20 protein-coding genes and 4 pseudogenes are annotated in these 21891 nt (G+C 70.5%); 15 read left to right on the top strand and 9 right to left on the bottom strand.

What is annotated here, in order from left to right; genetic code table 11:
• Positions 1–370: 370 nt before the first annotated feature.
• Positions 371–787: a DUF3224 domain-containing protein gene (locus AC07AZ_RS28445; RefSeq protein ID WP_478852623.1), complete on the top strand. Its 417-nt coding sequence runs from the start codon at positions 371–373 to the stop codon at positions 785–787.
• Positions 788–962: 175 nt separating this feature from the next.
• Positions 963–1910, top strand: coding sequence for an SMI1/KNR4 family protein (locus tag AC07AZ_RS28450; protein ID WP_478852625.1), 948 nt, complete (start codon positions 963–965; stop codon positions 1908–1910).
• A gap of 120 nt (positions 1911–2030) precedes the next feature.
• Here AC07AZ_RS28450 and AC07AZ_RS28455 read toward each other — a convergent pair.
• Both AC07AZ_RS28455 and AC07AZ_RS28460 read right to left on the bottom strand, forming a co-directional pair.
• A pseudogene (locus tag AC07AZ_RS28455) lies at positions 2031–2789 on the bottom strand (DUF6596 domain-containing protein); the annotation flags it as partial.
• A gap of 14 nt (positions 2790–2803) precedes the next feature.
• Positions 2804–3033: pseudogene (locus tag AC07AZ_RS28460) on the bottom strand (thiamine pyrophosphate-binding protein); the annotation flags it as partial.
• 274 nt (positions 3034–3307) lie between these two features.
• Here AC07AZ_RS28460 and AC07AZ_RS28465 point away from each other — a divergent pair.
• Both AC07AZ_RS28465 and AC07AZ_RS28470 read left to right on the top strand, forming a co-directional pair.
• Positions 3308–3847: a TerD family protein gene (locus tag AC07AZ_RS28465; RefSeq protein WP_478852627.1), complete on the top strand. Its 540-nt coding sequence runs from the start codon at positions 3308–3310 to the stop codon at positions 3845–3847.
• A 586-nt stretch (positions 3848–4433) separates the two neighbouring features.
• Entirely contained in the window at positions 4434–4976 is a 543-nt protein-coding gene (locus AC07AZ_RS28470) for a GNAT family N-acetyltransferase (protein WP_478852629.1), read from the top strand.
• A 61-nt stretch (positions 4977–5037) separates the two neighbouring features.
• Here the strand turns inward: AC07AZ_RS28470 and AC07AZ_RS28475 are convergent, their stop codons facing one another.
• On the bottom strand, positions 5038–5904 hold the full coding sequence (locus AC07AZ_RS28475; protein ID WP_478852631.1) for a helix-turn-helix transcriptional regulator: 867 nt from the start codon (positions 5902–5904) through the stop codon (positions 5038–5040).
• 115 nt (positions 5905–6019) lie between these two features.
• On the opposite strand from AC07AZ_RS28475, the gene AC07AZ_RS28480 reads away from it, so the two are divergent.
• On the top strand, positions 6020–6718 hold the full coding sequence (locus tag AC07AZ_RS28480) for an SDR family NAD(P)-dependent oxidoreductase (protein WP_478852633.1): 699 nt from the start codon (positions 6020–6022) through the stop codon (positions 6716–6718).
• A gap of 313 nt (positions 6719–7031) precedes the next feature.
• Here AC07AZ_RS28480 and AC07AZ_RS28485 read toward each other — a convergent pair whose 3' ends face one another.
• On the bottom strand, positions 7032–7781 hold the full coding sequence (locus tag AC07AZ_RS28485) for a hypothetical protein (protein ID WP_478852635.1): 750 nt from the start codon (positions 7779–7781) through the stop codon (positions 7032–7034).
• A gap of 404 nt (positions 7782–8185) precedes the next feature.
• On the opposite strand from AC07AZ_RS28485, the gene AC07AZ_RS28490 reads away from it, so the two are divergent.
• The 4 genes from AC07AZ_RS28490 (at position 8186) to AC07AZ_RS28505 (ending at position 10868) form a co-directional block, all read left to right on the top strand.
• Entirely contained in the window at positions 8186–8869 is a 684-nt protein-coding gene (locus tag AC07AZ_RS28490; RefSeq protein WP_478852637.1) for a hypothetical protein, read from the top strand.
• Between the two features lies 1 nt (position 8870).
• A complete protein-coding gene (locus AC07AZ_RS28495) occupies positions 8871–9293 on the top strand; it encodes a phage holin family protein (protein WP_478852639.1) in 423 nt (140 codons plus the stop codon).
• A complete protein-coding gene (locus AC07AZ_RS28500) occupies positions 9269–9940 on the top strand; it encodes a DUF3618 domain-containing protein (RefSeq protein WP_478852641.1) in 672 nt (223 codons plus the stop codon). Before AC07AZ_RS28495 ends, AC07AZ_RS28500 begins: the two co-directional genes overlap by 25 nt.
• A 481-nt stretch (positions 9941–10421) precedes the next feature.
• Positions 10422–10868, top strand: coding sequence for a Tat pathway signal protein (locus tag AC07AZ_RS28505; RefSeq protein WP_478852643.1), 447 nt, complete (start codon positions 10422–10424; stop codon positions 10866–10868).
• Positions 10869–11183: 315 nt separating this feature from the next.
• On the opposite strand, the gene AC07AZ_RS28510 is transcribed toward AC07AZ_RS28505, so the two are convergent.
• Positions 11184–11933 (bottom strand): DUF4232 domain-containing protein, encoded by a 750-nt coding sequence (locus AC07AZ_RS28510; RefSeq protein ID WP_478852645.1) that lies wholly within the window; start codon positions 11931–11933, stop codon positions 11184–11186.
• A gap of 169 nt (positions 11934–12102) precedes the next feature.
• Positions 12103–13410, bottom strand: coding sequence for a trypsin-like serine peptidase (locus AC07AZ_RS28515; protein WP_478852647.1), 1308 nt, complete (start codon positions 13408–13410; stop codon positions 12103–12105).
• Between the two features lie 322 nt (positions 13411–13732).
• Between AC07AZ_RS28515 and AC07AZ_RS28520 the strand changes: the two genes are divergently transcribed.
• From AC07AZ_RS28520 to AC07AZ_RS28540, 5 genes and pseudogenes are all read left to right on the top strand, one after another.
• On the top strand, positions 13733–14935 hold the full coding sequence (locus AC07AZ_RS28520) for a sensor histidine kinase (RefSeq protein WP_478852649.1): 1203 nt from the start codon (positions 13733–13735) through the stop codon (positions 14933–14935).
• A gap of 305 nt (positions 14936–15240) precedes the next feature.
• Positions 15241–16449, top strand: coding sequence for a sensor histidine kinase (locus AC07AZ_RS28525; RefSeq protein ID WP_478852651.1), 1209 nt, complete (start codon positions 15241–15243; stop codon positions 16447–16449).
• Between the two features lie 52 nt (positions 16450–16501).
• Entirely contained in the window at positions 16502–17185 is a 684-nt protein-coding gene (locus AC07AZ_RS28530) for a response regulator transcription factor (protein ID WP_478852653.1), read from the top strand.
• Positions 17186–17713: 528 nt separating this feature from the next.
• The gene (locus AC07AZ_RS28535) at positions 17714–18619 is read left to right on the top strand and encodes an oxidoreductase (RefSeq protein WP_478852655.1); all 906 of its coding nucleotides are present in this window, start codon (positions 17714–17716) and stop codon (positions 18617–18619) included.
• A 237-nt stretch (positions 18620–18856) separates the two neighbouring features.
• A pseudogene (locus AC07AZ_RS28540) lies at positions 18857–18970 on the top strand (SDR family NAD(P)-dependent oxidoreductase); the annotation flags it as partial.
• Between the two features lie 46 nt (positions 18971–19016).
• Here AC07AZ_RS28540 and AC07AZ_RS28545 read toward each other — a convergent pair.
• Positions 19017–19169 carry a hypothetical protein gene (locus AC07AZ_RS28545; RefSeq protein WP_478852657.1) on the bottom strand — a complete coding sequence of 51 codons (153 nt, stop codon included), beginning with the start codon at positions 19167–19169 and terminating at the stop codon, positions 19017–19019.
• 244 nt (positions 19170–19413) lie between these two features.
• Positions 19414–19791 carry a nuclear transport factor 2 family protein gene (locus AC07AZ_RS28550; RefSeq protein ID WP_478852659.1) on the bottom strand — a complete coding sequence of 126 codons (378 nt, stop codon included), beginning with the start codon at positions 19789–19791 and terminating at the stop codon, positions 19414–19416.
• A 205-nt stretch (positions 19792–19996) separates the two neighbouring features.
• Here AC07AZ_RS28550 and AC07AZ_RS28555 point away from each other — a divergent pair, with 205 nt between their 5' ends.
• Entirely contained in the window at positions 19997–20779 is a 783-nt protein-coding gene (locus tag AC07AZ_RS28555) for a phosphotransferase enzyme family protein (protein WP_478852661.1), read from the top strand.
• Between the two features lie 9 nt (positions 20780–20788).
• On the opposite strand, the pseudogene AC07AZ_RS28560 reads toward AC07AZ_RS28555, so the two are convergent.
• A pseudogene (locus tag AC07AZ_RS28560) lies at positions 20789–21868 on the bottom strand (transposase); the annotation flags it as partial.
• Positions 21869–21891: the final 23 nt, after the last annotated feature.

Genomic DNA, 21891 nt, shown 5'->3' on the forward strand with positions numbered 1-21891 from the left:
GGTCACCCCGTCACGCACCGCCAGCACCACCGAGTCCACCCGCTCGTCCGCTGCGTGCGGGAGCGGCTGAGGCTGGGCCTGATGGATCTCCTGGTCCCAGACGGGGATACGCGACTTGTCTTCGTCCACGCCGGGCCGGGCGGGGCGAGCCTTCGTGGGAGGTGCCGTCGATCCCGGAGACGGAGTCGAGGGACCTCGCCGCGCCGACCGATGACACCTGCCGCCCGCTGTGCTCGCGCACCGGGAAGCCGCCGAGGGGCACCCTGGCCACGCGAGTGGGTTGCGTGAACGCACCACAGTGCCCAACGGGCGGGTGGGCGCCGCGCGGGAGAGGCAGAGCATTGTCAGACCGCAGCGATACGGTCGTTCCATGAGAGCCGCAGGCACGTTCACAGTGGAAGCGTTCGTCCCGACCGAGCTGAAGCCGGACCCGGCTGTGTCCACCGCGCTGCCGGTGGGTGTGGCCACCATGGAGAAGCGCTTCGAGGGCGAGGTCACCGGCCGCTCGGCGACCCTGTTCACAGCCGCGTTCGACCAGGCGACCGGCGTGGGTACCTATGTGGCGATGGAGTCGTTCGAAGGCTCGCTGTGCGGCAGGGCGGGCGCCTTCAACTTCGTGCACTCGGCGACGACGTCCGGCAGCGATCGTACAGCGGAGTTCTTCACCATCGTGCCCACGAGCGGCACCGAGGAGCTCGCGGGCATCTCCGGTGGCGGAGGGCTGGCCGTCGACGCGGACGGAACGCATCGCGTCTGGTTCGACTACGAGTTGGAGGCGGCGCGGTGACCGCCGATGTGCGGGGCACCGGGTCTGTCGGTCCGCGCATGTGTGAGGTGGCCGAGTTGTGGGGACTCTCCGATCTCAGCCGACCGGCCGCCGGCTGACGCGCACAGGGCGTCGCCATCACCCTGTGCCACCCGCCCTCACGGGGCCCTGTGCGACCAGCGAGGAGCAACAGTTCGTGAACGTCGAGATCGACCCGCTCGTCCGTGAGACCGCCGCCCGGTTCGGGGGCGGCGTCCCGTATGCCTTGAAGGCGCTGGCCGGGCAGTTGGTGGACGATCCGGACATGGGCCGGCCCTCGGAGCTGCCCGGCATTCTCACCGTGATGGTCGACGGTGACATGTTCGATGACTGCCCCGACCTTGCCGTCGGCTACATACGCGAGCCGGACCGGATCCAGATCCGCTTCCTGCGACCGGTACACACCACCGAGCCCCAGGCCCGGGAAGAGGACAAGGAGGAGGAGCAGGAGCTGGGCCGAGACCAGGGCCCGCCCGTCGACCCCGCCGCCACCGCGGTCACCGTGCGGCAGATCGCCGACGCCTGGCAGCGCATCACCGGCCGGCTGAAGGACGACGCCCCGGATTCCTATGCCGCCCTCCACGCCGGTGCCGGCCCCGGCGCCGTCGCCGCCCTGGAAGAAGGCCTCGGCATCCCGATACCCGTCGAGCTGCGCGCCCTGTGGCTGCTGACGGCGGGCGACGGCCGGGGGTGCCTTCCGGGCAACGAGGCTCTGATGCCCCTGGATGGGGTGGCCGCCGTCCACCGGCGGATGATGGACTCTCAGGCCTCCCAGGACGTCCTCAACGCCGACCGTCCCGAAGAAGAGCGGGTCGTCCGGTGGAAGGCGACCTGGATCCCGGTCGTCTCGCAAGGCCCGGCTGACAGCACCTCGGGCCTCTACCTGGACGCCGCGACCGGCTACCTGGGCCGCTGGTCCCGCTACAACGACGCCAACGGCGAAGAGCTCGACACGCTGGTCACCTATCTCGAAGAGGCTGCCGACATGCTCGAAGCCCCCGCCCTGGGCACGCGGGACAAGCCGGGACTCATCGGTGGAGCGCTGGTGTGGCTCAGCACCGTCGACCCCGAGACGCGGGACCGCTGGCAGCCCCTGACCGCCTGACCGCCTGGCAGTTCTGACTGCTTGGCCGCTTGGCCGCCTGACCGCCTGGCCGTTCTGACCGCCTGACGAGTTTGCCGAGTCGAGGCGGTGGCGACGGCGCTTCCGGCAAGCCCGTGGGCGTCAGCCCCGGCGACGGGTGTTGAGTCGGGCCGCCTGACGGGTCAAGTGGTCGCGTTCGGCGAGGTTGGGTGCCTTCGCGGCCGCCTCGGCGTACAGCCGTGCCGCCGTCGCCAGGTCGCCGTCGCGCTCGTGGAGGTGGGCCGCCACCGCGGTGTGGCGGGGCAGTGAAATGTCCAGCGTCGCGAGCGCCGCCAGGCCGGCGCGCGGTCCGTCGGCCTCGCCGACGGCGACCGCCCGGTTGAGCCGGACGACAGGGTTGTCGCTCAGGCGTGCGAGCTCGTCGTACCACTCGACGATCTGCACCCAGTCGGTCTCCTCGGCGGTGGGCGCGTCGGCGTGCAGGGCCGCGATGGCGGCCTGGGCCTGGAACTCGCCCAGCCGGTCACGGGCGAGGGCCGCCTGGAGGACGGTGACGCCCTCGGCGATCGCGTCGGTGTCCCACCGGCCGCGGTCCTGCTCGGCGAGCGGCACCAGGCTGCCGTCGGGCGCGGTGCGGGTGGCGCGACGGGCATGATGCAGCAGCATGAGAGCGAGCAGTCCCGCCACCTCCGGATGCTCGATCACGGCCGCGACCTGACGGGTGAGGCGGATGGCCTCGGCGGCGAGGTCGACGTCGCCGGAGTAGCCCTCGTTGAAGACCAGGTAGAGGACGCGCAGCACGGTGGCCACGTCGCCGGGCTGGTCGAGGCGTGCGCCGGCGACGGTGCGCTTGGCCCGGCTGATCCTCTGCGCCATGGTCGCCTCGGGCACCAGATAGGCCGCAGGGGCGCCCCCAGCAGGTGGATCGCGCCGGGTCCCGAGGGGCGGCGCACACTCCGAACCTGCCCGAGAACTCGGCCTCGAAGGCGGCCATCTCCTCGTGCCGCGCCTGCACGAACCTCGGGTTGTTCTCGGCGCGCCCCCGTGCCGCCAGCAGGCCGTTGATGCCGTCACCGGCGTAGGCGAGGACGTGCTCCACTCCCCATTCACGCGGCCGCTGGAGGATGTGGTCCGACACCTTCATGCCGGCCAGGGAAGCCCTGTCTCTCGTCCCGCCTGTTCTCCTGCTGTCCTCGGCGTTCTCCAGGGGCGGAGGCGCCCGGCCGACACGCGCCGGGTCCCCCCTGCGAGTCCCGGGAAAACGTCGCGCCCACGCGCGAGAGACGCGCCTGGCCACCGCCCCGTTCGCGGGTGGCGGGGGAGGTGCTGCTCCGGATGCTTCAACACGGCGACACGGAGACATACTTGACCTGCGGGGGATTTCCCGCGGTGGCGTGACGGCGCGAGGGGCAGTACTGGTGAGCAGCGGCAGCGGCAGCGGCAGCAAGGGGCTGGTGAAGGCCCAGGTGCGGCTCAGGTGGGATCCGGCTCCGTTCGACCAGCCGCCCCACCATCTCGACATCGTCGCCGCGACCTACGCCTCGGAAGCTCCCTACGGGCGTCCGGTGTACGTCGTCCACTACGAGAGCCGCTCACCGGACGGCACCATCAACATGGGCCGGCACAGCGAGACAGGCCAGGGCTTCGGCTACGTGGAGGAGATGACCCTGGAACTCGACCGCCTCGCGCACTCCTTCGCACGGGTCGTCGTGGGGGTGGTGATCCACCAGAACGCCGGTTTCAAGACCTTCGGCGACCTGACGAACGCGGGGGTTCTGGTTCTCGAGGGGTACCGGGAGCTGCTGAAGAACGACCTGACACAGATCGCCGGATCCACCGCCGGCACCGTCGCGGAGTTCACCAAGGACGCCTCCGGAGTGTGGGAGTTCCACGAGAGGATCCAGGGATTCGACAGCGACCCGGTGGGCTTCATGGCGGAAATGGGGTCGGCGCCGTAGCTCCGACCGGGCGGGCAGCGGCGGGCATCGTGCACGGCCTGCGAGTTCGTGGCACGGCCGGTCGCCGTTCCGAACGCAGGGGCGGTGCAGTCGGGATGGGACACCTGCCGTGCATTCCGCCTCGCCTCGCGGGACCGTACGGCGGGGCGAGCCGGTGGACGCGCGTACGCGGCGCTCGCCCCGCGCCGGCCCAGAAGGCCACCCCGTGACGCGGGCACGGCGGGGCGCGCCTTCTCGCTCGCCGTCTGCTGGACGGTGGCAGCTCCCGCCCTCCGGGTCGTGGGCAGGCTGTTCGACGAGCCCTCCTCACCGTCTGACGCGGTCAACGGCGTCGAGGAGAATCCGCCGACCCGGCAGTGAGGCAGGACCACACCGGGGCACGCCGGTCATCGAACGAGCACTGCCGGGGCTGGTGCCCGGCCCCCTCGTCTCCCGCGCGACGAAGTCTCGTCATGGACATGCGGTTCCCGAGGCGGGGACGGTCATCACAGCGGGCCGCCGGGGAGACTTCCGGGGATGCCGGTCCGCCGGCGGCCGGGCCCGGTTATCCTGCCTCGTTCTGAACAGGCCAGGGAGGTCCCGCACCATGACCAGCACCACGTCGTCGTTTCCCGAGCGGATCGAGCTTGCGGGGGAGGGGCTTGTCCTGCGCGACTGGAGGGAAGCGGACCTGGGCGCGATGCCGGAGCTGTTCGACCACCCTGACATCGCGTACTGGACGCCGATCGTCTCCCCCTTCGACGCGGCGGCCGCTCGCCTGCGCCTTGACCGGGCCCGGCAGCTGCGTGCGGAGGGCACGACCATCCTGCTCGCCATCACCGTCGACGGCGGCGCACCGCTCGGCGAGGTGATGTTGCGGCGTGCCCCCGAGGGAGCGGAGCTCGGTTACGCGGTGGGCCCCGCGCACCGCGGCCAGGGGCTGGCCGTGCGGGCGGTGCGTGTGATGGCCGCGTACGCCTTCGAGCAGCTGGGTGTGGATCAGGTGATCCTGGAGCTGGAGGCCGAGAACACCGCCAGCGCCGCCGTGGCCGTGAAGGCGGGCTTCGAACTGCTCGACGTACCGCTGATCGAGGGGGAGGAGAAGGGGCGGCCCTACGCCTTGCAGACGTGGGGCCTGAGCCGGCCCTGATCCAAGCGTGGCCGCGGCACGCAGTCGGTGGGCCGAGCCCTCCGAGGCACGCGGGGATCCGTCACCGGCGCGCGTCGGCCGTCAGGCCCGCGACGGCGGTGAGCCGGAGTCTGGTCTCGTCCTCGCTGCCCGGGGCGGCGGTCATGATGACGATCTTGAGTTCGGAGTCGCCGTCGGTGAGGATGTCGCAGTCCACCGTGACCGGTCCCACCGACGGGTGGTGGATCGTCTTGTGGTCCTCGCGGTGTGCGGCCACCGCTCCCGTCGCCCACAGGTCGGTGAACTTCCCGCTGCCCGCGCTCAGTTCGCGGATCAGAACGGTCAGGCGGGGGTCGTGGGGGAAGCGGCCGGTGGCGCGGCGCAGGTCGGAGACGACCGCCGCGTCGGTGGCGTCTCGATCCGCCTCGGTCACCGGCCACAGCGCGAGGTGGGCGGGGCCGTCGTCCACCAGGAACCTGTCGCGGGCGAAGTTGCGCAGCCGCGGCGGGGAGCCGGCGGGATCGCCCAGCAGGGCGGCCCATCCGTGGTTCCACCAGACCAGCTGCCAGTCCGCCGCGAACACGGCGACCGCCACGTCCCCGAGCCGGGCGAGCACGCGCTGCACGCCGGGCGGCAGATGGTCGCGGATCGCCCCGTCCGCCGGCGGGACGAGCCGGGCCAGCCGGTACAGGTGGTCCCGCTCGGCGGTGGACAGTTGCAGGGCGCGCGCCAGCGAGGCCACCACCGATGCCGAAGGTGTCGTGGCCCGCCCCTGCTCCAGTCGTACGACGTAGTCGACCGAGACTCCGGCCAGGTCGGCCAGTTCCTCGCGCCGCAGCCCGGCCGCCCGGCGCCCGTGGGCCACCGGCAGCGCGGCGGCCGACGGGGGCAGCCGGTCGCGCCATGTGCGGATCATCGCGCCCAGTCCGGTTCCGGGAGTCGTCGGCATGATCCCCATCCTGCCGTACCCCGGGGCGAGCGCGGGATGCCACAGGGGGGTACTGGTTCTCCTACCGTCGAGGCGTCCCTGTCGCGCGTCCCCCGGCCGGGCCATTGTCGAAGCCATGACGATCACTTTCATCACCGGAGCCAACAAGGGTCTCGGCCGTGAGACCGCCCGCCGCCTCGTCGAGTACGGTCACACCGTGCTCGTGGGAGCCCGCGACCGTGAGCAGGGCGAGGAAACCGCCGCCGCGCTCGGCGCACGGTATGTCCCCGTCGACGTGACCGACGACGCGTCCGTGGCCGCCGCCGCCGCGAACGTCGCCGCACACGAGGGCAGGATCGACGTCCTGATCAACAACGCGGGGGTCCACGGCCCCGCCGGCGATCCCAGCGACCTCACCGCGGCCGACGCCCTCGCCGTCCTCGACGTCAACGTCATCGGTGTCGTCCGCACCACCACCGCGTTCCTGCCGCTGCTGCGCCGTTCGGACGCCCCGGTGATCGTCAACGTCAGCAGCGGCATGGGCTCCCTCGCCCTCACCCACGACCCCGCGCGGCCCGAGTCGCGCGTCGTCGCGCCGCTGTACACCGCGTCGAAGGCGGCCCTGACGATGCTGACCACGCAGTACGCCAAGGGACTTGAGGGCATCCGCGTCAACGCGGCAGACCCCGGCTACACCGCCACCGACCTCAACGGTCACAGCGGCCCCCAGACCGTCACCGAGGGCACGGACGCGATCGTCGCCCTCGCCACCGAGGAACCCGGTGCCGGCACCGGACGCTTCCTCTCCCGGCACGGCGAGATCACCTGGTCGTGAATCCGCCCGGCCCGGGCCGGGCAGCACTCGGCGAACGGGCCGCGCTCACGCGCACGGCGGGCCGCGGTCACGCGCACGGCGGGCCGCGGTCACGCGCGCGGCGGGCGGCGGTCACGCGAGGCGCCTGCGGCCCCACAGGACGATGAACGCCGTGATGCCGGCGGTGAGAGCCAGCAGGAGCGCGGCGCCGGACCACTGCATGGCGGACATCCGGGAGATGGGGATGTACTCGACGGACCAACCGATGACATGAGCCTTGTCCAGGCAGGCGGTGGTGGCCTTCGCCGGGGCCTCGTCGCAGCTGCCCAGCCGGTCAGGTCGCCGGACGCCGAGAGGTAGGACTGGTCCACGACGTGCGCGGCGTCCGGCAGGGTGGGGAGGCTCCGTCCCCTACACCCCTGTGCGTGGTGACGGCGATGGTGTCTCCGAGGGACATCCGGAAGTGCGACCAGACCACCTGCACCGCGACGGCGAAGCCGAGGGTGACAGCCATCGACACCAGGGTGCGGCGCGGCAGCATGCCGATCGCGACGCCGCCGAGGACCGTGATCAGGCTGAGTGCCGTGAGCACCGGGCCGGTGTTGTCGAAGGCGGAGCCCTCGTCCCAGCTGATGACGTACGACGAGGTCCTGATCGGGGACGACCACCAGCCGAAAGCGACGGAGAGCGCCGCGGTGCACACCACGATGACGAGCGCGGTCACGCCGAGCTTCGTCGCGGGCCGGCGGATGCGGCCGGCCGACTGGGAGTTGACCGGTTCGGCGGTGCCGCTCTCCAGGTCACCGGCGAGCAGGGGAGCCCCCGGGAAGACGCCGAGCAGGACGGGGACGACACCGATCACCCGGGCGGCCGTGGTGAGCGGTCGCTGGTTGAACCGCTGCTCCCAGCCGGACTTCAGATGGGGCCAGCCGTAGCCGTCGAGGTGGGAGATCATCTGCCGGCGCTCGTAGACGATCACCGCGACGATCACCGCGGTGGCGGCCAGGAGGGTCCAGTACGCGGCGCGCTGGTGGACTGCTGATGGGACATGGACCGAGAGTCCGTCAAAAGCTCCTGACAGCACGGGATTTGCACGACTGGTTGGCGGGGGCAACCGGGTGCCGAGGTCGACCGCGGCGCAGGCTCACGGGGTTCCCGCCATATCCGGAACCGGCACGCGCTCTCGCCCCGGCCGCGTCCCGCACGTCCAGACCTCGACGTGGTGGTGCGCCGCCGGTGGCCGGTCACCCGTAAGCCGGGCTTACGGAGGTCCCCGTCGCTCAGCCGCCGGGGCCGGCGAGTCGATCATCCCCGGCACGGAATGTCGATCACCTTCGACAGGCGGTCGCAAATATGTGTCGAACGTCAGTTACTGGCCACTCGGGGCGAGACGGACGGTTACGTGTCATAGCGGCGTACTACGCCAGATATGCATCCGTATCAGGACACATGGCCGCACGCTGGATGTCCGATGAGGAGAAGTCACTGATGACTGAGTCCATACAGACGGGAACCGGGAGCACGGGAGAAAGGGTCAAGGCGGAAACCTCCGCCACCGCTGAGCAGGCCAAACAGGCCGCGAGCCAGGTCGCGGGAACGGCAGCCGAACAGGCTCGGACCGTGGTGGGCGAGGCACGGCAGCAGGTCGGCACGGTCGTCGAGGACCTGCGCGGCCGCGCGATGGAAGAGGCCGACGGGCAGACCAGGCGGGCGGCCGACGTACTGCGTCAGTGGTCGCACGACCTGTCCGGCCTCGCCGAGCACGCCCAGGACGATTCGCCGGCCCGCGGCCTGGCCGCCCAGGCGGCCGAGCGTGGACACCGAGCCGCGGACTACCTGGAGAAACAAGGGGTCGAGGGCCTCGTCTCCGACCTCCAGGGCTTCGCCCGCCGACGTCCCGGAGCCTTCCTGGGCGGCGCGCTGCTGGCCGGACTGGCCGTCGGCCGGCTGGCGAAGGTGGCCAAGACCGCCTCCCAGTCCGGCGGGAGCGGCCAGGAGCAGGCCACCGGGGCGCCGGACCGCACGCGGCCGGGCGCCCCGGTCTCGACGGCGCTGCCGGCCGGTCCTCCCGCGGGGCCTGTGCCGGAGACCCTGCCGGCGCCTCCGCCGGTTCCGCCGACCGTCGGCACCCCGCCGGCCGGTGCGCCCGGCCGGCCTTATCCGGAGGTGTGAGATGTCCCCGATGCCGCCCACGCCCAGCCCTGCCGACCCGCAGGCGCAGGACAGGTCCGTGGGACAGCTCCTGTCCGTGATCACCTCGGACCTGCAGACCCTGTTCCGGCAGGAGGTGGAACTGGCCAAGGCCGAGGTCAGGGAGGAGGCGACCAAGGCGGGCAAGGCAGCCGGCATGTACGGCGGCGCGGGCTTCGCGGGCTACATGGTTCTGCTGTTTCTGTCGCTGGCCGGCGTGCTGGGCCTGTCCAACGTGATGGACGGAGGCTGGGCCGCCCTGATCGTCACCGCGGTGTGGGCCGTCGTCGCGGCCGTGCTGTACCAGCGGGGCCGCACGGAGATGCGCACTGTCTCCCCGAAGCCCGAGCGAACTGTCGAGACCATGAAGGAGAACGCGGAATGGGCACGTCACCCGACCAAGTGAGGGCCGAGATCGAGGCCACCCGCGGCCGGCTGTCCGCGGACGTGGACCAGCTCACCGACCGCACCAGCCCCCGACGGGTGGTCCGCCGGCGCAAGGAGCGGATGCGCGGCGCGGTGTGGGGGATCCGCGACCGCGTCATGGGCAGCGCGTCACACACCTCGCAGGGTGTGGCGGGCAGCACCCACTCGGCGGCCGGCTCGCTGCAGGAGGGCGCCGGCCGGGCAGCCGACTCGGCACGCGACGTCGTCGGCCAGGCGGGACAGGCGGTGCAGCAGGCACCTGAGACGGTCCGGAGTCAGACGCAGGGCAATCCGCTGGCCGCGGGCCTGGTCGCCTTCGGTGTCGGTCTGCTGGCGTCCTCGCTGCTGCCGGCCACGCAGGCGGAGCAGGACAAGGCCGCCGACCTGCTGCAGAGCGACGCGCTGGAGCCCGTGAAGCAGGCCGCCGGGGAGTCCGCGCAGCACCTGAAGGAAGGCGCCAAGGAGGTCACGCAGAACGCGGTCGCGGAGGTCAGGGACACCGCCACGCAGGCCGCCCAGGCCACGCAGGACCAGGCGCGTGAGCAGACCGGTCAGGTCACCGAGCAGACACGTGACTCCGGCCGGACCCTCGCGGACGAGGCCCGTCAGCGCACCGGCCCCAGCTAGTGTCCTGCGCCAGAGATCCTCGACTCCTCGCCCGCTTCTGCCGACGGGTCTCTGGCGCAGGACACTAGCTGGCCCCCGGACCCGGAAAACAGGCGTCCCCGGGGGCCCTCGCCGACCGCAGCCGCAGCCGTTCGCATACCGTCTTCCGCGGTCCGACCGGTCGGGCAGGTCCCGCCACGCACTCCGGTCCGCACTCGGTGCGGAACCCCCGTCGATCCGGCCTGCCGTCCCAGCTACACCCCAGGTTGTAGACCGGTAACCACGGTGGTTGCAGACGCAGTTCAAGTCCTGGGTGGACGAAGGGGAACAGCCCCGCCAGCTACTTTCGATGCAGCCGGGCAACATCGCCTCGGGCGCGCTCCGAACGCTGCCCCCGGGGGACAGTCTCACCGGGCAGGCGACCGTGACCGTTGCCCGTACGCGCCGCGTCGGGACGTTCCCGTCGCACTCTCACTTTCAGGAGATGACCATGACACGAAGCATGCCGTTCAGAGGTACCCGGAAGAAGCTCGCGGTCGCGGCCGCCGCCGCGGGACTGGTCCTGGCCTTCTCCGGCCAGGCTCAGGCCGCTGACTATGAAAAGTCCACAGACGACGGATGCGCCTCAGTCGTCGGCGCCTACGACTATCAGCGGGTCGGAACGGCCGGAGGTTACCCGCTCTACAACACGAGCTGGGACTTCAAGATCTGGGACAACTGCTCCGACGGCAGGGGCGCGGGGCTCTACACCACGTACCAGAAGTGGGAGAGCGGAGCGTGGAAGTACCACTCACTCACCAAGCTCGGCAGCGACACCAACGGCTTCAACGACACTCCCGGCTATGCCAAGGACGGACGTGGGTACAACGTCCGCGACGTGGGGCTGTACGTCTGCTTCATCGAAGCTGGAGGTTACGCCAACTGGAATTCCTGCAGGGGGCTGCTCTAAGGGCTTGCAGGGAAGCAACACCTCGATTCTCTGCAAGCCCTTAGTTGGAGCTTGCCGCCCGATCCCCTAGCGGTCACTCGGTCTGCTCATGTGGTGCTCCGCGGTTCAGGGGGTCAGAACGTCGGTGAGCGGGCATCGGAACGCACCCGGCTACCGGCGGTCCGTGACCCGAGCAGCCGACGGGTCACCTCCGCTCCCGGGGGGAGCGCGTGAGCGGCCGGTACGCGGCGTCCTCGGTCGAGGGGCAGACCGAGGACGCCGCAAGCCGTGGGCGCTGCGAGCTGGTGTAGGCCGGGAACGGTCTTCGGGCAGAGGTCAGTTGCCGCCGGCCGCCTTGAACATGTAGTTCTCGGCGGTCTTACGGCTGACGTTCCAGTACGAGACCAGGGGGTTGTCGTCGATGTTCAGGAAGTCGGCCTCGTCGGGCAGCGGGACCTCGATCGGTCCGCTGTCCGCATCGGCGTTGGAGACCCGGCCCTGGAGACTGACGGTCATCGTCTCCACCGCCTTGGTCGGCGCGCCGACCCGGAAGAGGAGCATGCCCGCGTACGCCTTCTCGCCCGGCTTGATCGTGGCTCCCTTCATCTCGGACTCCATGGGGCCGACCTGATCCTCCCGCCCGTTGTCGAAGCGGACGACCGGGTAGCGGTACAGGGCGCATTCCTTGCCGCCGGTGTTGGTGGCCGTGAGGAGGAGGTGCCGGGCCGAGTCATGCGCGTAGGCCGTCGTAGCGATCGAGATGTTCGCGTCGCTACAGGCGGCGGTGACGGCCCCACCGCCGTCAGGGCTGCCCGACCCACCGGAGTCAGCCGAGCCGCCGCCGGAGTCCTGCGAGCTGCCGCCCGTGCCCGTGCCCCCGCCGGGCTGGGCGGATCCGGCCGCGCTGGGGGCCGTGCCCCCGCCGCCGGGCTGGGTGGAGGCGGTCGCGCTCGGGGTGGCGGACGGGGTGACGGTGCCCGTGCCGTTGTTCGTGCCGTCCGGCTCGCAGGCCGTGGCGGAGAGGAGGGCGGTGAGGGCCGCGGCTCCCAGGGCGCAGGTCTTCCAGCTCTTGTGCGATGTACGCATGGTGATCCCCCGTGTGCAGTGAGGTGGTCCGAATGTGCGACTGATCGATGTGATGACGCGGCGAGGGATCGCTGAACTCCCGTCCCCGCGGCCGTGGGGGTACGCGGACATGGAGGTCGTGCTTTTCCTTCGCCGCCTGAGGGCTTGCCCTGACCGTGTGACGGGATGGTCAGGGCGTGAGGTGCTGGACCGTGTCGTAGAGCAGTTGGTCGTTGTCCTCGAAGTGCGGGGCGATCATCCAGACCCCCTCGCCGCTGACGAAGTTCGGGTACTTGGTGGAGTTCACCCCGACCTGGGTGCCGGTGCCGGTGACCGGGTCGAAGTCCTGGAACCAGGGGCCGCCGCTGGCACCGCCCGTCATGTTGCAGGTCATCTCGTAGTCGGTCTTCAGGATGAAGTCCTTCCAGGTGCTGCCGTTGCACTCCACGAGTGAGCGCCCGTCGTAGCGGTAGCGTGAAATCTGACGGGTGTTGCCTTCCTGACCCGGTGCCGGAACCGGCGTGCTGACGGTGTCCCAGCTGCCCTCGTTGGGGTAGCCGAAGGCGAACATGGTCTGGTTGTAGGGCTGGTTGAAGGCCACGTGCTGCGAGCCCACGACATCGGCCAGCCGCACGCCGGCTCTGGTCGGGTCGGCGACGGTGAGCGCCGAGACGTCGTAGTTGAAGTTGGACAGGTTGACGGTGTCGGGGTTCAGCGTGGTGAAGTCGTTCCACTGCGCGGTGGTGTGGACGGAGGTCGCGGGCCAGAGCCCGTAGGGGGCCTGGGCCAGACCGACCTTGGTGCCGTCATAGCCGGGAATGAACATCCACGCGTCGTCGGTCGCGCTCACCGAGCCCTTCTGGATGGTGCCGGTGAGCGAGCCGAGCGCGACCACGGCCAGCGGATTGGCCACACAGTGGCCCGCGGACAGGACGGTGCTGCCGTTGGCGCTGTCCACCGCGTTCGCCGAGCACTCGGTGGGGTAGGCGACGGTGCGGACCGTGGTGGTGGTCCCGTCCGCGACGGAGGTCACCGTCGTGCTGTCCTTGAAGATGTGCTGGGCGGTGTCGTCGGCCGGCACATAGGCTCCGGTGGAGTCGACATGGAACCACTTCGTCGAGTCCACCGCGCCGACCGTGTCTCCGGGCCTGCTGGGCCGGGTGGTGGCCGGCCAGGCCAGTGTCTGTCGGTAGTACAGTCGCCCGACTGTCTTGTGCACCGCACCGGGACGGCTCCACACGCGGCCCTCGTCCAGATTGCTGTAGTGGGGGCCGTCGACACCGTAGTCCGTGTTGTTGGCGTTCCACTGGGCCATGTTCTCGCTGGTCCAGTACGCGATCACGGCGTTCTGCCGGTCGGTGCCGGTGGCCCAGGCCGCCCGGCCGACCGCGACCGGCGGTCGCGCCGTGTCCGGGGCGGTGTCGTCCGCTCGCACGCCTTGGGCACCGGCCCCCAGCGCACCGAGCGCGAGTGCTGCTGCCGCCAGCGTTCTGATCATCACCGGCATTCGTTGTGGTCGTCGCATCGTGCAATCCCCCGAGTCTTCCGGACCATCGTTGTCGCGTCAGGACGGACGCTGCCTGCTTTTTCATGAAGGCAGAGCCGATCGGACAACCGGCCAGCGCCGGAATTCCGTGAGGAGTGCCATGGCGATGCCCAGCCTTTGTGACAGCTGGAAAGCTAGCTGGAAGGACCCTCCTTCCTCGCCCAACCAAGGGTTGAACCGCGCTTGCAACCAGGGTGGTTGTCGCTGTACCACCTGGGGTGTAGCCGGGGTGGAAAGCCGGGTGGAGCGACCGCCTGGGGCCTACGCTCGGACGATGTACGCGCAGCGCACGTGGAGCCCGGCGGTTCGCACGGCCTTCCCGCAGGTGGCAGATACCGTCTACGCGGTGGTGTCGGTCTGGATCTCGAGCACCGCGCTGCGCAACCTGCCCGACCCGCACGGCTACTGGCGGCAGGCCGATGTATGGGCCTACGTGCTGATCGCCCTGGTCTATCTCCCGCTGGCCGTGCGCCGCCGGGCTCCGCTGAGCGTGTTCATCGGCACGACGGCCTGCGTGCTGTGTTACTTCACCCTGGCCTACTACCACGTGGTCGTTGTCAGCGGACTGGGCCTGGCGCTCTACACCGTCGCGGCGCGGTGCCCGCGCAGGGTCGCCGCGAAGTGCGCCGCCGCGTCGCTGCTCGTGCTGTTGTGGGGCGCGCGGCTCGCCGAGCCCGGGAGCGGCCCGTTCAGTGTGGCCTTCGTGTCCGTGATGGTCGCCGTCGCCTGGGTGACCGGCGACCGGTCCCGCCGGCTCGCGGAGCGCGGCGAGCGCCTCGCGGTGCTCACCGAGCAACTGCGCCTGGAGCAGGAGGAGAACGCGCAGCGGGCCGTCATCGCCGAGCGGATGAAGATAGCCCGTGAACTGCACGACGTGGTCGCCCACCACGTGTCCGTGATCTCCGTCCAGACCGGCCTGGCCGGATACGTCTTCACCTCCGACCCGGCAACGGCCCGCGAGGCGCTGGAGACCATCGCGGGCAGCGCCCACGAGGCCATGGCGGAGATGCGCCGCATGCTGGTCGTGCTCAGGCAGGGGACCGAGCGTGCCCAGGAGGGTACGGGCGACCCCACCGCGAGCCCCGGACTCGGGCGACTGGACCAGCTGGCCCGGCGCGTCGAAGCCGCGGGTGTCCCCGTCGACGTCCGGATCACGGGCGCCCCGTTCCCGCTGCCGCCGGGCGCCGACCTGTGCGTCTACCGGGTCATCCAGGAAGCTCTCACCAACGTCATGAAGCACGCGCCGGCGGCGAACGCGCGTGTCACGGTGCACTACGACGAGGCCGAGGTCCGCGTCCGGGTGGCCGACGACGGAGCGCGGGCAACTCCCGTCGGCACCACCGCGAAGCCCGCCGGCCATGGTTTGATCGGCATGCGCGAGCGGGCCGGTATCTACGGCGGGACGGTGACCGCCGGCCCCGGGCCGCAGGGCGGGTTCGAAGTCGCGCTGACCGTCCCCGTGGCCCGCGGCAGGTGAACAGGCGTCTCGGCTCCCGTCCGGGCAGCCGGGCGAGGAAGCTGACACCACGCCTGCCCACCGTGCTCGTCGAGGTGCGCGGAGATCCGGAACCACGAGTCGTCCGAACTGACCTCGGGCCAGGGAAGCGTGCACATCAGCCTTCGCCGCTTGAGGCCGGCAGCTCTACGAGGGCCACCCAGTCGGCCAGCGGATTCCGGGAGCCCGCCCGGACCGGTTGCCGGAGTACAACGTGGTTGCAACGGTGTGCAGTTGTGGTGGACAGCGGGGTGGAGCGATCACCGCTTGGCGCCTACGCTCGGACGATGTTCGCGCGGCGCACGTGGGGCGGGACGGTTCGCCAGGCCTTCCCGCAGGTGGCAGACATCGTCTACGCGGTGGTGTCGCTCGGCATCATGGGCACCATGCTGCGCAACTGGCCGAACTCGCAGGGCTACTGGCGGCACACCGATGCATGGGCCTACGTGCTGATCGCCCTGGTCTATCTCCCGCTGGCCGTGCGCCGCCGGGCTCCGCTGACCGTGCTCGTCAGCACGGCGGCCTGGACGCTGTGCTATTTCACCCTGGGCTACTACCACGTGGTCGTCGTCTGCGGACTGGGCCTGGCGTTCTACACTGTCGCGGCGTCGTGCCCGCGCAGGGTCGCGGCGAAGTGTGCCGCCGCGTCGCTGCTCGTGCTGCTGTGGGGCACGCGACTCGCCGAGCCCGGGATCGGCCCGCTCAGTGTGGTCTTCGTGACCGTGACGGTCGTCGTCCTGTGGGTGACCGGCGACCGGTCCCGCCGGCTCGCGGAGCGCGGCGAGCGGCTCGCGGTGCTCAGCGAGCAACTGCGCCTGGAGCAGGAGGAGAAGGCGCAGCGGGCCGTCATGGCCGAGCGCATGAGCATAGCCCGTGAACTGCACGACGTGGTCGCCCACCACGTGTCTGCCATCTCTGTGCAGACCGGCCTGGCCGGATACGTCTTCACCTCCGATCCGGGGACGGCCCGCGAGGCGCTGGAGACCATCGCGGGCAGCGCCCAGGAGGCCATGGCGGAGATGCGCCGCATGCTGGTCGTGCTGAGGGAAGGGGCGGAGCGCGCCCAGGAAGAGGAAGGGCCGGGCGACCCCACCGCGAGCCCCGGTCTCGGGCGGCTGGACCAGCTGGCCCGGCGCGTCGAAGCCGCGGGCGTTCCCGTCGACGTCCGGATCACGGGCGCCCCGTTCCCGCTGCCGCCGGGCGTCGACCTGTGCGTCTACCGGGTCATCCAGGAGGCCCTCACCAACGTCATGAAGCACGCGCCGGCGGCGAACGCGCGTGTCACGGTGCACTTCGACGAGGCCGAGATCCGCGTCCGGGTGGCCGACGACGGACAGGCGCCGGTTCGGTCCGGCGCTACCGCGGGGCCCGCTGCCCATGGTTTGATCGGCATGCGTGAGCGGGCCGGTGTCTACGGCGGGACGGTGACCGCCGGCCCCGGGCCGCAGGGCGGGTTCGAAGTCGCGCTGACCGTTCCCGTGGCCCGCGACGGGTGAGGAAGAGTCTCGGCTCCCGGCCGGGCAGCCGCGAGGAAGGCGGAAACCCCGCATGCCCACAGTGCTCGTCGCAGACGACCAGTTCCTCATCCGCTCGGGACTCGTCGCACTCCTGCGGGCCGCACCGGGAATCGACGTCATCGGCGAGGCGCAGGACGGAGAGGAGGCCGTCAAGATCGCCACGCGGACCAGACCCGACGTCGTCCTGATGGACATTCGGATGCCGGGCATCAGCGGGATCACCGCCACCGAGCGCATCCTCGCCCAGGCCGCGCCCCCGCTCCCCAAGATCCTCGTCCTGACCACCTTCGACCTCGACGAGTACGTCTACGGCGCGCTGAAGGCCGGCGCCTGCGGCTTCCTGCTCAAAGACACCCCGCCGGACCGGCTGCTCGCCGCCATCGACACCGTGCACGCAGGCGACATGCTGTTCAGCGCCTCGGTGATCAAAGGGCTCATCGAGACCTACACCCCCCGCCCGGCCGCGCCCGAGGCGCACGTCGGGCTGGACACGCTGACCCCCAGGGAGTTGGAAGTCCTCGGGCTGGTCGGGGCGGGCCTGTCCAACTCCGACATTGCCCAGCGACTCGTACTCAGCACGGCGACCATCAAGACACACGTCCACCGCTGCATGAGCAAGCTCATGCTGAACAGCCGGGCCCAGGCGGTCGTCTTCGCGTACGAGACCGGACTGATCTCCCGCGGCCCGGCAGCCTGGGGCACGGACAACACCTGAGGTGTCGGACCGCCATGGCCGACTCCGGCCGTTCAGAAGCTGTGTCACATCCTCTTCGCGCAGGTCACGAGGGCATGGAGGATGTAGTGATCCCGCTTGCCGTTCGGCTGGGCGTCGACGGTCGCCGTTCCGAACGGCAACGGCAGCGCGTTGGTGATGGGGCCTTTTGAAATCCCCACCCTGTACCCAGGCACGGGACGGACCTGCTCGCCTCGTCTCACCACTCGCTGCTCGCGGGCAGGTCGCGTTCCGTCTCGCTCGCCCGAGCCCCGTCCGACCGGCGGAATGGTGATCGCCTTGCCCGGCCGCACTGGACGCAGCCACCATCGTCTGCCGCCTCGGCAGGACAGCGGCACAAGGTCTGAAAGCTCGTCCCGACCGACGCTCTCTTGTCAGGTCCAACGGCTTTGCGACGATGGCGAGTTCCCGATAGGCGTGTGACGTTTCGCCCAGCCCGTTGATCTGTCGCAGCACACCGTGACGGCCCCATACTCCGGGACCTGACGAACCGACGGGTGAAGGAGCACGGTGAGCGCAGCAGCGGCAGCAGGGACCTGGAAGCTCGGGGACCTGGAGGTGAATCGCATCGGCTACGGCGCGATGCGGCTGACGGGCAACGGCATGATGGGCAACTCCGACGGCATGCCGATCGACCGCGATGTCGCCGTCGGCCTGCTGCACAGCGCGTTCGAGCAGGGTGTCAACCACATCGACACGGCCGCCTTCTACTTCTCACCACTGCGGTCCGCCAACGAGCTCATCAACCGCGCACTCTCGTCCTGGTCCGGCGATGTGGTCGTGGTGACCAAGGTCGGCCCGGCGCGCGATCCCTCCGGCGAGTGGCTCTCCATGGCCCGTCCCGACCAGTTGCGTGGCCAGGTCGAGGAGAACCTGCGCCAGCTCGGCCGGGACTGCCTGGACGTGGTGAACCTGCGCGCCGGCGGCCCTCGCACGGCCTCGATCGCCGAACACTTCGGCGCCCTCGCTGAGCTGCGCGAGGCGGGCCTGGTCCGGCACCTCGGGCTCTCCGGTGTCCTGCCCGAGCACGTGGCCGAGGTCCAGAAGATCGCGCCCGTGGTCTGCGTACAGAACTCCTACGGCCTGAACTGGCGCCGTGCCGACGAGAGCGGGCTGGTGGACCTGTGCGGGGAGCAGGGCATCGCCTTCGTCCCGTTCTTCGCGGTCTCCGGCCTGCGGCGCGAGGCGGCCGCGGGCCAGGAGCACGATGCGCGGGTCCACTCCGTCGCTGACGCCCACCACGCGACGCCGGCCCAGGTACGGCTCGCCTGGACCCTCCACCGCGGTCCGCACGTGCTGGCCATTCCCGGCACCACGAACCCGGCACACCTCGCGGAGAACATCGCCGCCGGAAGCCTGCGCCTGACCGAAGAGGAACTGGCTCTCCTCGACAAGCCGGACGAGGGCACCGTCTGAGACTCTGCTCGCGATGCCCGGTGAACTTGAGGTGGCCAAGGGTGCAGGCGCGGGTGCGGCCGAGCAGGTTGGCCAGGGCGGTTGGCGGAACGGCCTGCGTCGAATGATCCGAGCCGAGAACCAAGCCCTCGCCCCAGGAGAACGGCCAGGCTCTTGAGCGGTCAGGACGGCAGGAGTACCTGACGAGCCGTTTCGGGCGTCGTCGCGAGGCGGGGAACGAGCCGAACGCAGGCGACCATCCCCTGGGTCCTCACCAAGAATGTGGTGATCACGGGTGGCAGCAGCGGCATGGGGCTCGCGGTAGCGGAGCTGCTGGTGCAAGGCGGAGCCCGCGTGGTGATCACCGGCCGGTAGCCCCGGCGCCCGAAGCGGCCCCGCGATCACCGAACGCGCAGGCTCACACCCCGCCGGACTGCGCGCGCCGCGCGTGCCAGGCCCGTTTGCGGCAGGCGGGAGAGCGGTAGACGGCCGAGGCGGGACGGTCGACTCCCACCATCCACGACACCCCGCACTGCGGGCAGTCGGCCGTCCGGACGGCCTTCACCGCCACGGTCCCTGTCCTCGCCCGACGCCTCCGCCGCCAGTGCCTGGAGCGGCAGGCCGCCTCACAGAACACCGCCGTGGCCTTCGCCGACGGCGTTAACGGCCCACCGCACCCCCCGGCACGACCGCGGTCCAACATCCCCCTCCGCGACCAGAACCAGCCGCAGCGGGGCCACCGTCCCTGCTCATACGGGCACCGTAGGACCGGCAGCCGGCTTACGACAGGCGCACGGACGGCCAACGCGAGCGGTCTACATCCGCTGCACGTACGCGGCCCGCCATTCCGGCGACGGGTCCGTACCCAGCTCGGTCCAGTACTCCCGCCCACCAACGATCTTTCCGTCCCGAACGGTCCAGAACGATGCCACGCGGTGGACCCCGATGGCGTCGTGCGGGACCTCCACCTCAGAGACCACTGCCTCGCCATCCGCCACGATCCGCAGCACCCGGATCGACCACCCCTCCGGGTACTCCGCGTTGATGCTCACGAAGTTGTCGCGACCCACGATCCGCTCTCCACTCACGGGCCACTCCACCACCAGGTCATCGGCCAGCAACTCGCCTAGCCCCTCCCAGTCCCGGGCCTGCATGCGGTCCCACATCGCTTCAACGATCCTCGAAGACTCCATGGCCGCATCCTGACAGGCCCTACTGACAACACTCGGTCCGTGATGCCGGATAGCCGCAGGCGACAGCAACACTGAAGCCGTACACCCAACCTGTCATGCGCGCATCAGACACAGGCGCTCAGCTTGTTCTTCAACCTCTGCCCGCAGTCTGACGTTCCCCTGTTAATGGGGTGATCCTGGCGAGCTGGTCCGACACACTGGTTCGATGCAGCACGATGATGAACAGCCGTTGCCTGGCGGCAACGTCAGTGATGGTGTCGTTCGCGTCGGCGACACCGTTCGCCGTCCGGCAGGACCGTGGACTCCCTCCGTGCATGCCCTGCTTGCCCACCTGAACGAGGTGGGATTCAGCGCGGCGCCTCGCCCACTCGGCATCGACGATCAAGGACGTGAGGTCCTGACCTTCATGCCGGGACATGTGGTCTGGCCCGACCGGTTCTCGCTGATGGAACCTGCTCGACAATTGGCTCGCGTTGCACGCCTCGTCCGAGACTTCCACGATGCCGTGCAGGACTTCACGCCCCCGTCCGACGCGCACTGGCAGACGCTGATCCCTCCCGAGGGCGGTGACATCATCGCCCATAACGACCTGGCCCCCTGGAACCTCGTGGTCGCAGACGAGACGCGGTGGGCCCTCATCGACTGGGACGCAGCAGGTCCCGGCTCCCTCCTGTGGGATGTCGCATACGCCATGCACGGGTTCATCCCGCTGTCCGCACATCCAGACTGGCAGCGCCCGGACGCGGCGGAACGACTGCGAGTCTTCGCCGACGCGTACGGTCTCGATGAGTCCGAACGTCGTCGGTTGGTCCCTCTGCTGGGGCGCCGTACGCGTTCCATGCACGACTTCCTTCGAGACCAGGCAGCCCAAGGTGTCCAACCCTGGGCAAGGCTGTGGGCTGAAGGCCACGGTGACGCCTGGCGAAACGACGCCGAATACATCGAGCAACGCGAAGACCAGTGGGTGCACGCCCTGCTCGCCGGCTGAGCCTGTCCTTCATGGTCTGACCTGGTCACGTTCGGCGATGGTGCCGGGGCGTCTGATCGTCTTGCCCACGTCGTAGCGGGTGGCGGGCCACTGATTCTTCGAGCCAAGTGGCCTTCCAGGGACTGGAGTTGAGGGTTTTGGCGCACGGGCTGGACAGGGCAGGTGGGGGCGGAGGTTCCTGAACCCCCGGCGGACCCGGGCCGCGGTGAGCCGGCCGGGCTCGGCCGGCTTCTCCCACGGCCGTCTCAGGTCGGTGGCCGCCTGGCGGAGGAGGCGGAGCTGGGTGTGGGCGGCGATGACGATCCAGGTCCAGCGGTCGCCGGCCTCGGGGGTGCGGAGTTTCGGGCGGGTCCGGCCCAGGGTCTGCTTCATCATCCGGAACGTGTGCTCCAGGTCGAAGCGCCGCAGGAAGGCCTGCCAGCGGATATCGACGTCCTCGCCGCTCAGACCGGTGGCCGACGACCATGGCCAGAGGGGCAGCGGGTCTCCACCACTGGGCAGGCGGTCGACCTGGAGGCGGATCAACGTGCCCTCGATGACGGGGAGTTCATTGGTGTGGTCGATCCACGCAGAGCGGGTGGTCAGCCTCGGGTGGAGGCGGTCCCAGGCCGTCGCGCGGGCGGTTCCGTACCGGTCGGGGACCTGAACCGTCGCAGCGTCGGGCTCGCCCCAGGTCTCCGGCTTGGCGAAGCGGAACTCCTTGCCGTGCTTCGGTGGTCGCCCGCCCTGGGGACAAGACAGGGCGTACTCCTTGAGCGAGGGCGTCGGCCGTCGCATGACGCGGTCGGAGCGCATCCGTCCCAGCACCCCGACCGGGAGGCCGTCGAGGAGGTGGGCCATGCGCGGGGCGTCGTAGCCGGCGTCGAACACGATGAGGATGTCGCGGTCGCCGGTGTGCCAGCGGCCCATCTCGATCAGATCCACGACCACCCGGCGGAGTTGGGCAGCGGTGACCTCGGCGACGTCGTCGACGGGCCCGAGACGCACGGCGTCCAGGAGCTGGCACCAGGACGTCCGGCCCGACTCCAGCGCGGCGACGAACGAGTACGGCCAGCCGGGTAGGAACTCGTCCGAGGTCCGCCCGCTGCGCCTCGGACGCAGTGGTGGAAGCC

It is taken from the genome of Streptomyces sp. NPDC043878 (assembly GCF_056435735.1).

Coding starts and splice junctions, on each gene's coding strand:
- AC07AZ_RS28445 (WP_478852623.1), top strand. CDS start 371: ATGAGAGCCGCAGGCACGTTCACAGTGGAAGCGTTCGTCCCGACCGAG.
- AC07AZ_RS28470 (WP_478852629.1), top strand. CDS start 4,434: ATGACCAGCACCACGTCGTCGTTTCCCGAGCGGATCGAGCTTGCGGGG.
- AC07AZ_RS28475 (WP_478852631.1), bottom strand. CDS start 5,904: ATGCCGACGACTCCCGGAACCGGACTGGGCGCGATGATCCGCACATGG.
- AC07AZ_RS28480 (WP_478852633.1), top strand. CDS start 6,020: ATGACGATCACTTTCATCACCGGAGCCAACAAGGGTCTCGGCCGTGAG.
- AC07AZ_RS28490 (WP_478852637.1), top strand. CDS start 8,186: ATGACTGAGTCCATACAGACGGGAACCGGGAGCACGGGAGAAAGGGTC.
- AC07AZ_RS28495 (WP_478852639.1), top strand. CDS start 8,871: ATGTCCCCGATGCCGCCCACGCCCAGCCCTGCCGACCCGCAGGCGCAG.
- AC07AZ_RS28500 (WP_478852641.1), top strand. CDS start 9,269: ATGGGCACGTCACCCGACCAAGTGAGGGCCGAGATCGAGGCCACCCGC.
- AC07AZ_RS28505 (WP_478852643.1), top strand. CDS start 10,422: ATGCCGTTCAGAGGTACCCGGAAGAAGCTCGCGGTCGCGGCCGCCGCC.
- AC07AZ_RS28510 (WP_478852645.1), bottom strand. CDS start 11,933: ATGCGTACATCGCACAAGAGCTGGAAGACCTGCGCCCTGGGAGCCGCG.
- AC07AZ_RS28515 (WP_478852647.1), bottom strand. CDS start 13,410: ATGATCAGAACGCTGGCGGCAGCAGCACTCGCGCTCGGTGCGCTGGGG.
- AC07AZ_RS28520 (WP_478852649.1), top strand. CDS start 13,733: ATGTACGCGCAGCGCACGTGGAGCCCGGCGGTTCGCACGGCCTTCCCG.
- AC07AZ_RS28525 (WP_478852651.1), top strand. CDS start 15,241: ATGTTCGCGCGGCGCACGTGGGGCGGGACGGTTCGCCAGGCCTTCCCG.
- AC07AZ_RS28530 (WP_478852653.1), top strand. CDS start 16,502: ATGCCCACAGTGCTCGTCGCAGACGACCAGTTCCTCATCCGCTCGGGA.
- AC07AZ_RS28550 (WP_478852659.1), bottom strand. CDS start 19,791: ATGGAGTCTTCGAGGATCGTTGAAGCGATGTGGGACCGCATGCAGGCC.
- AC07AZ_RS28555 (WP_478852661.1), top strand. CDS start 19,997: ATGCAGCACGATGATGAACAGCCGTTGCCTGGCGGCAACGTCAGTGAT.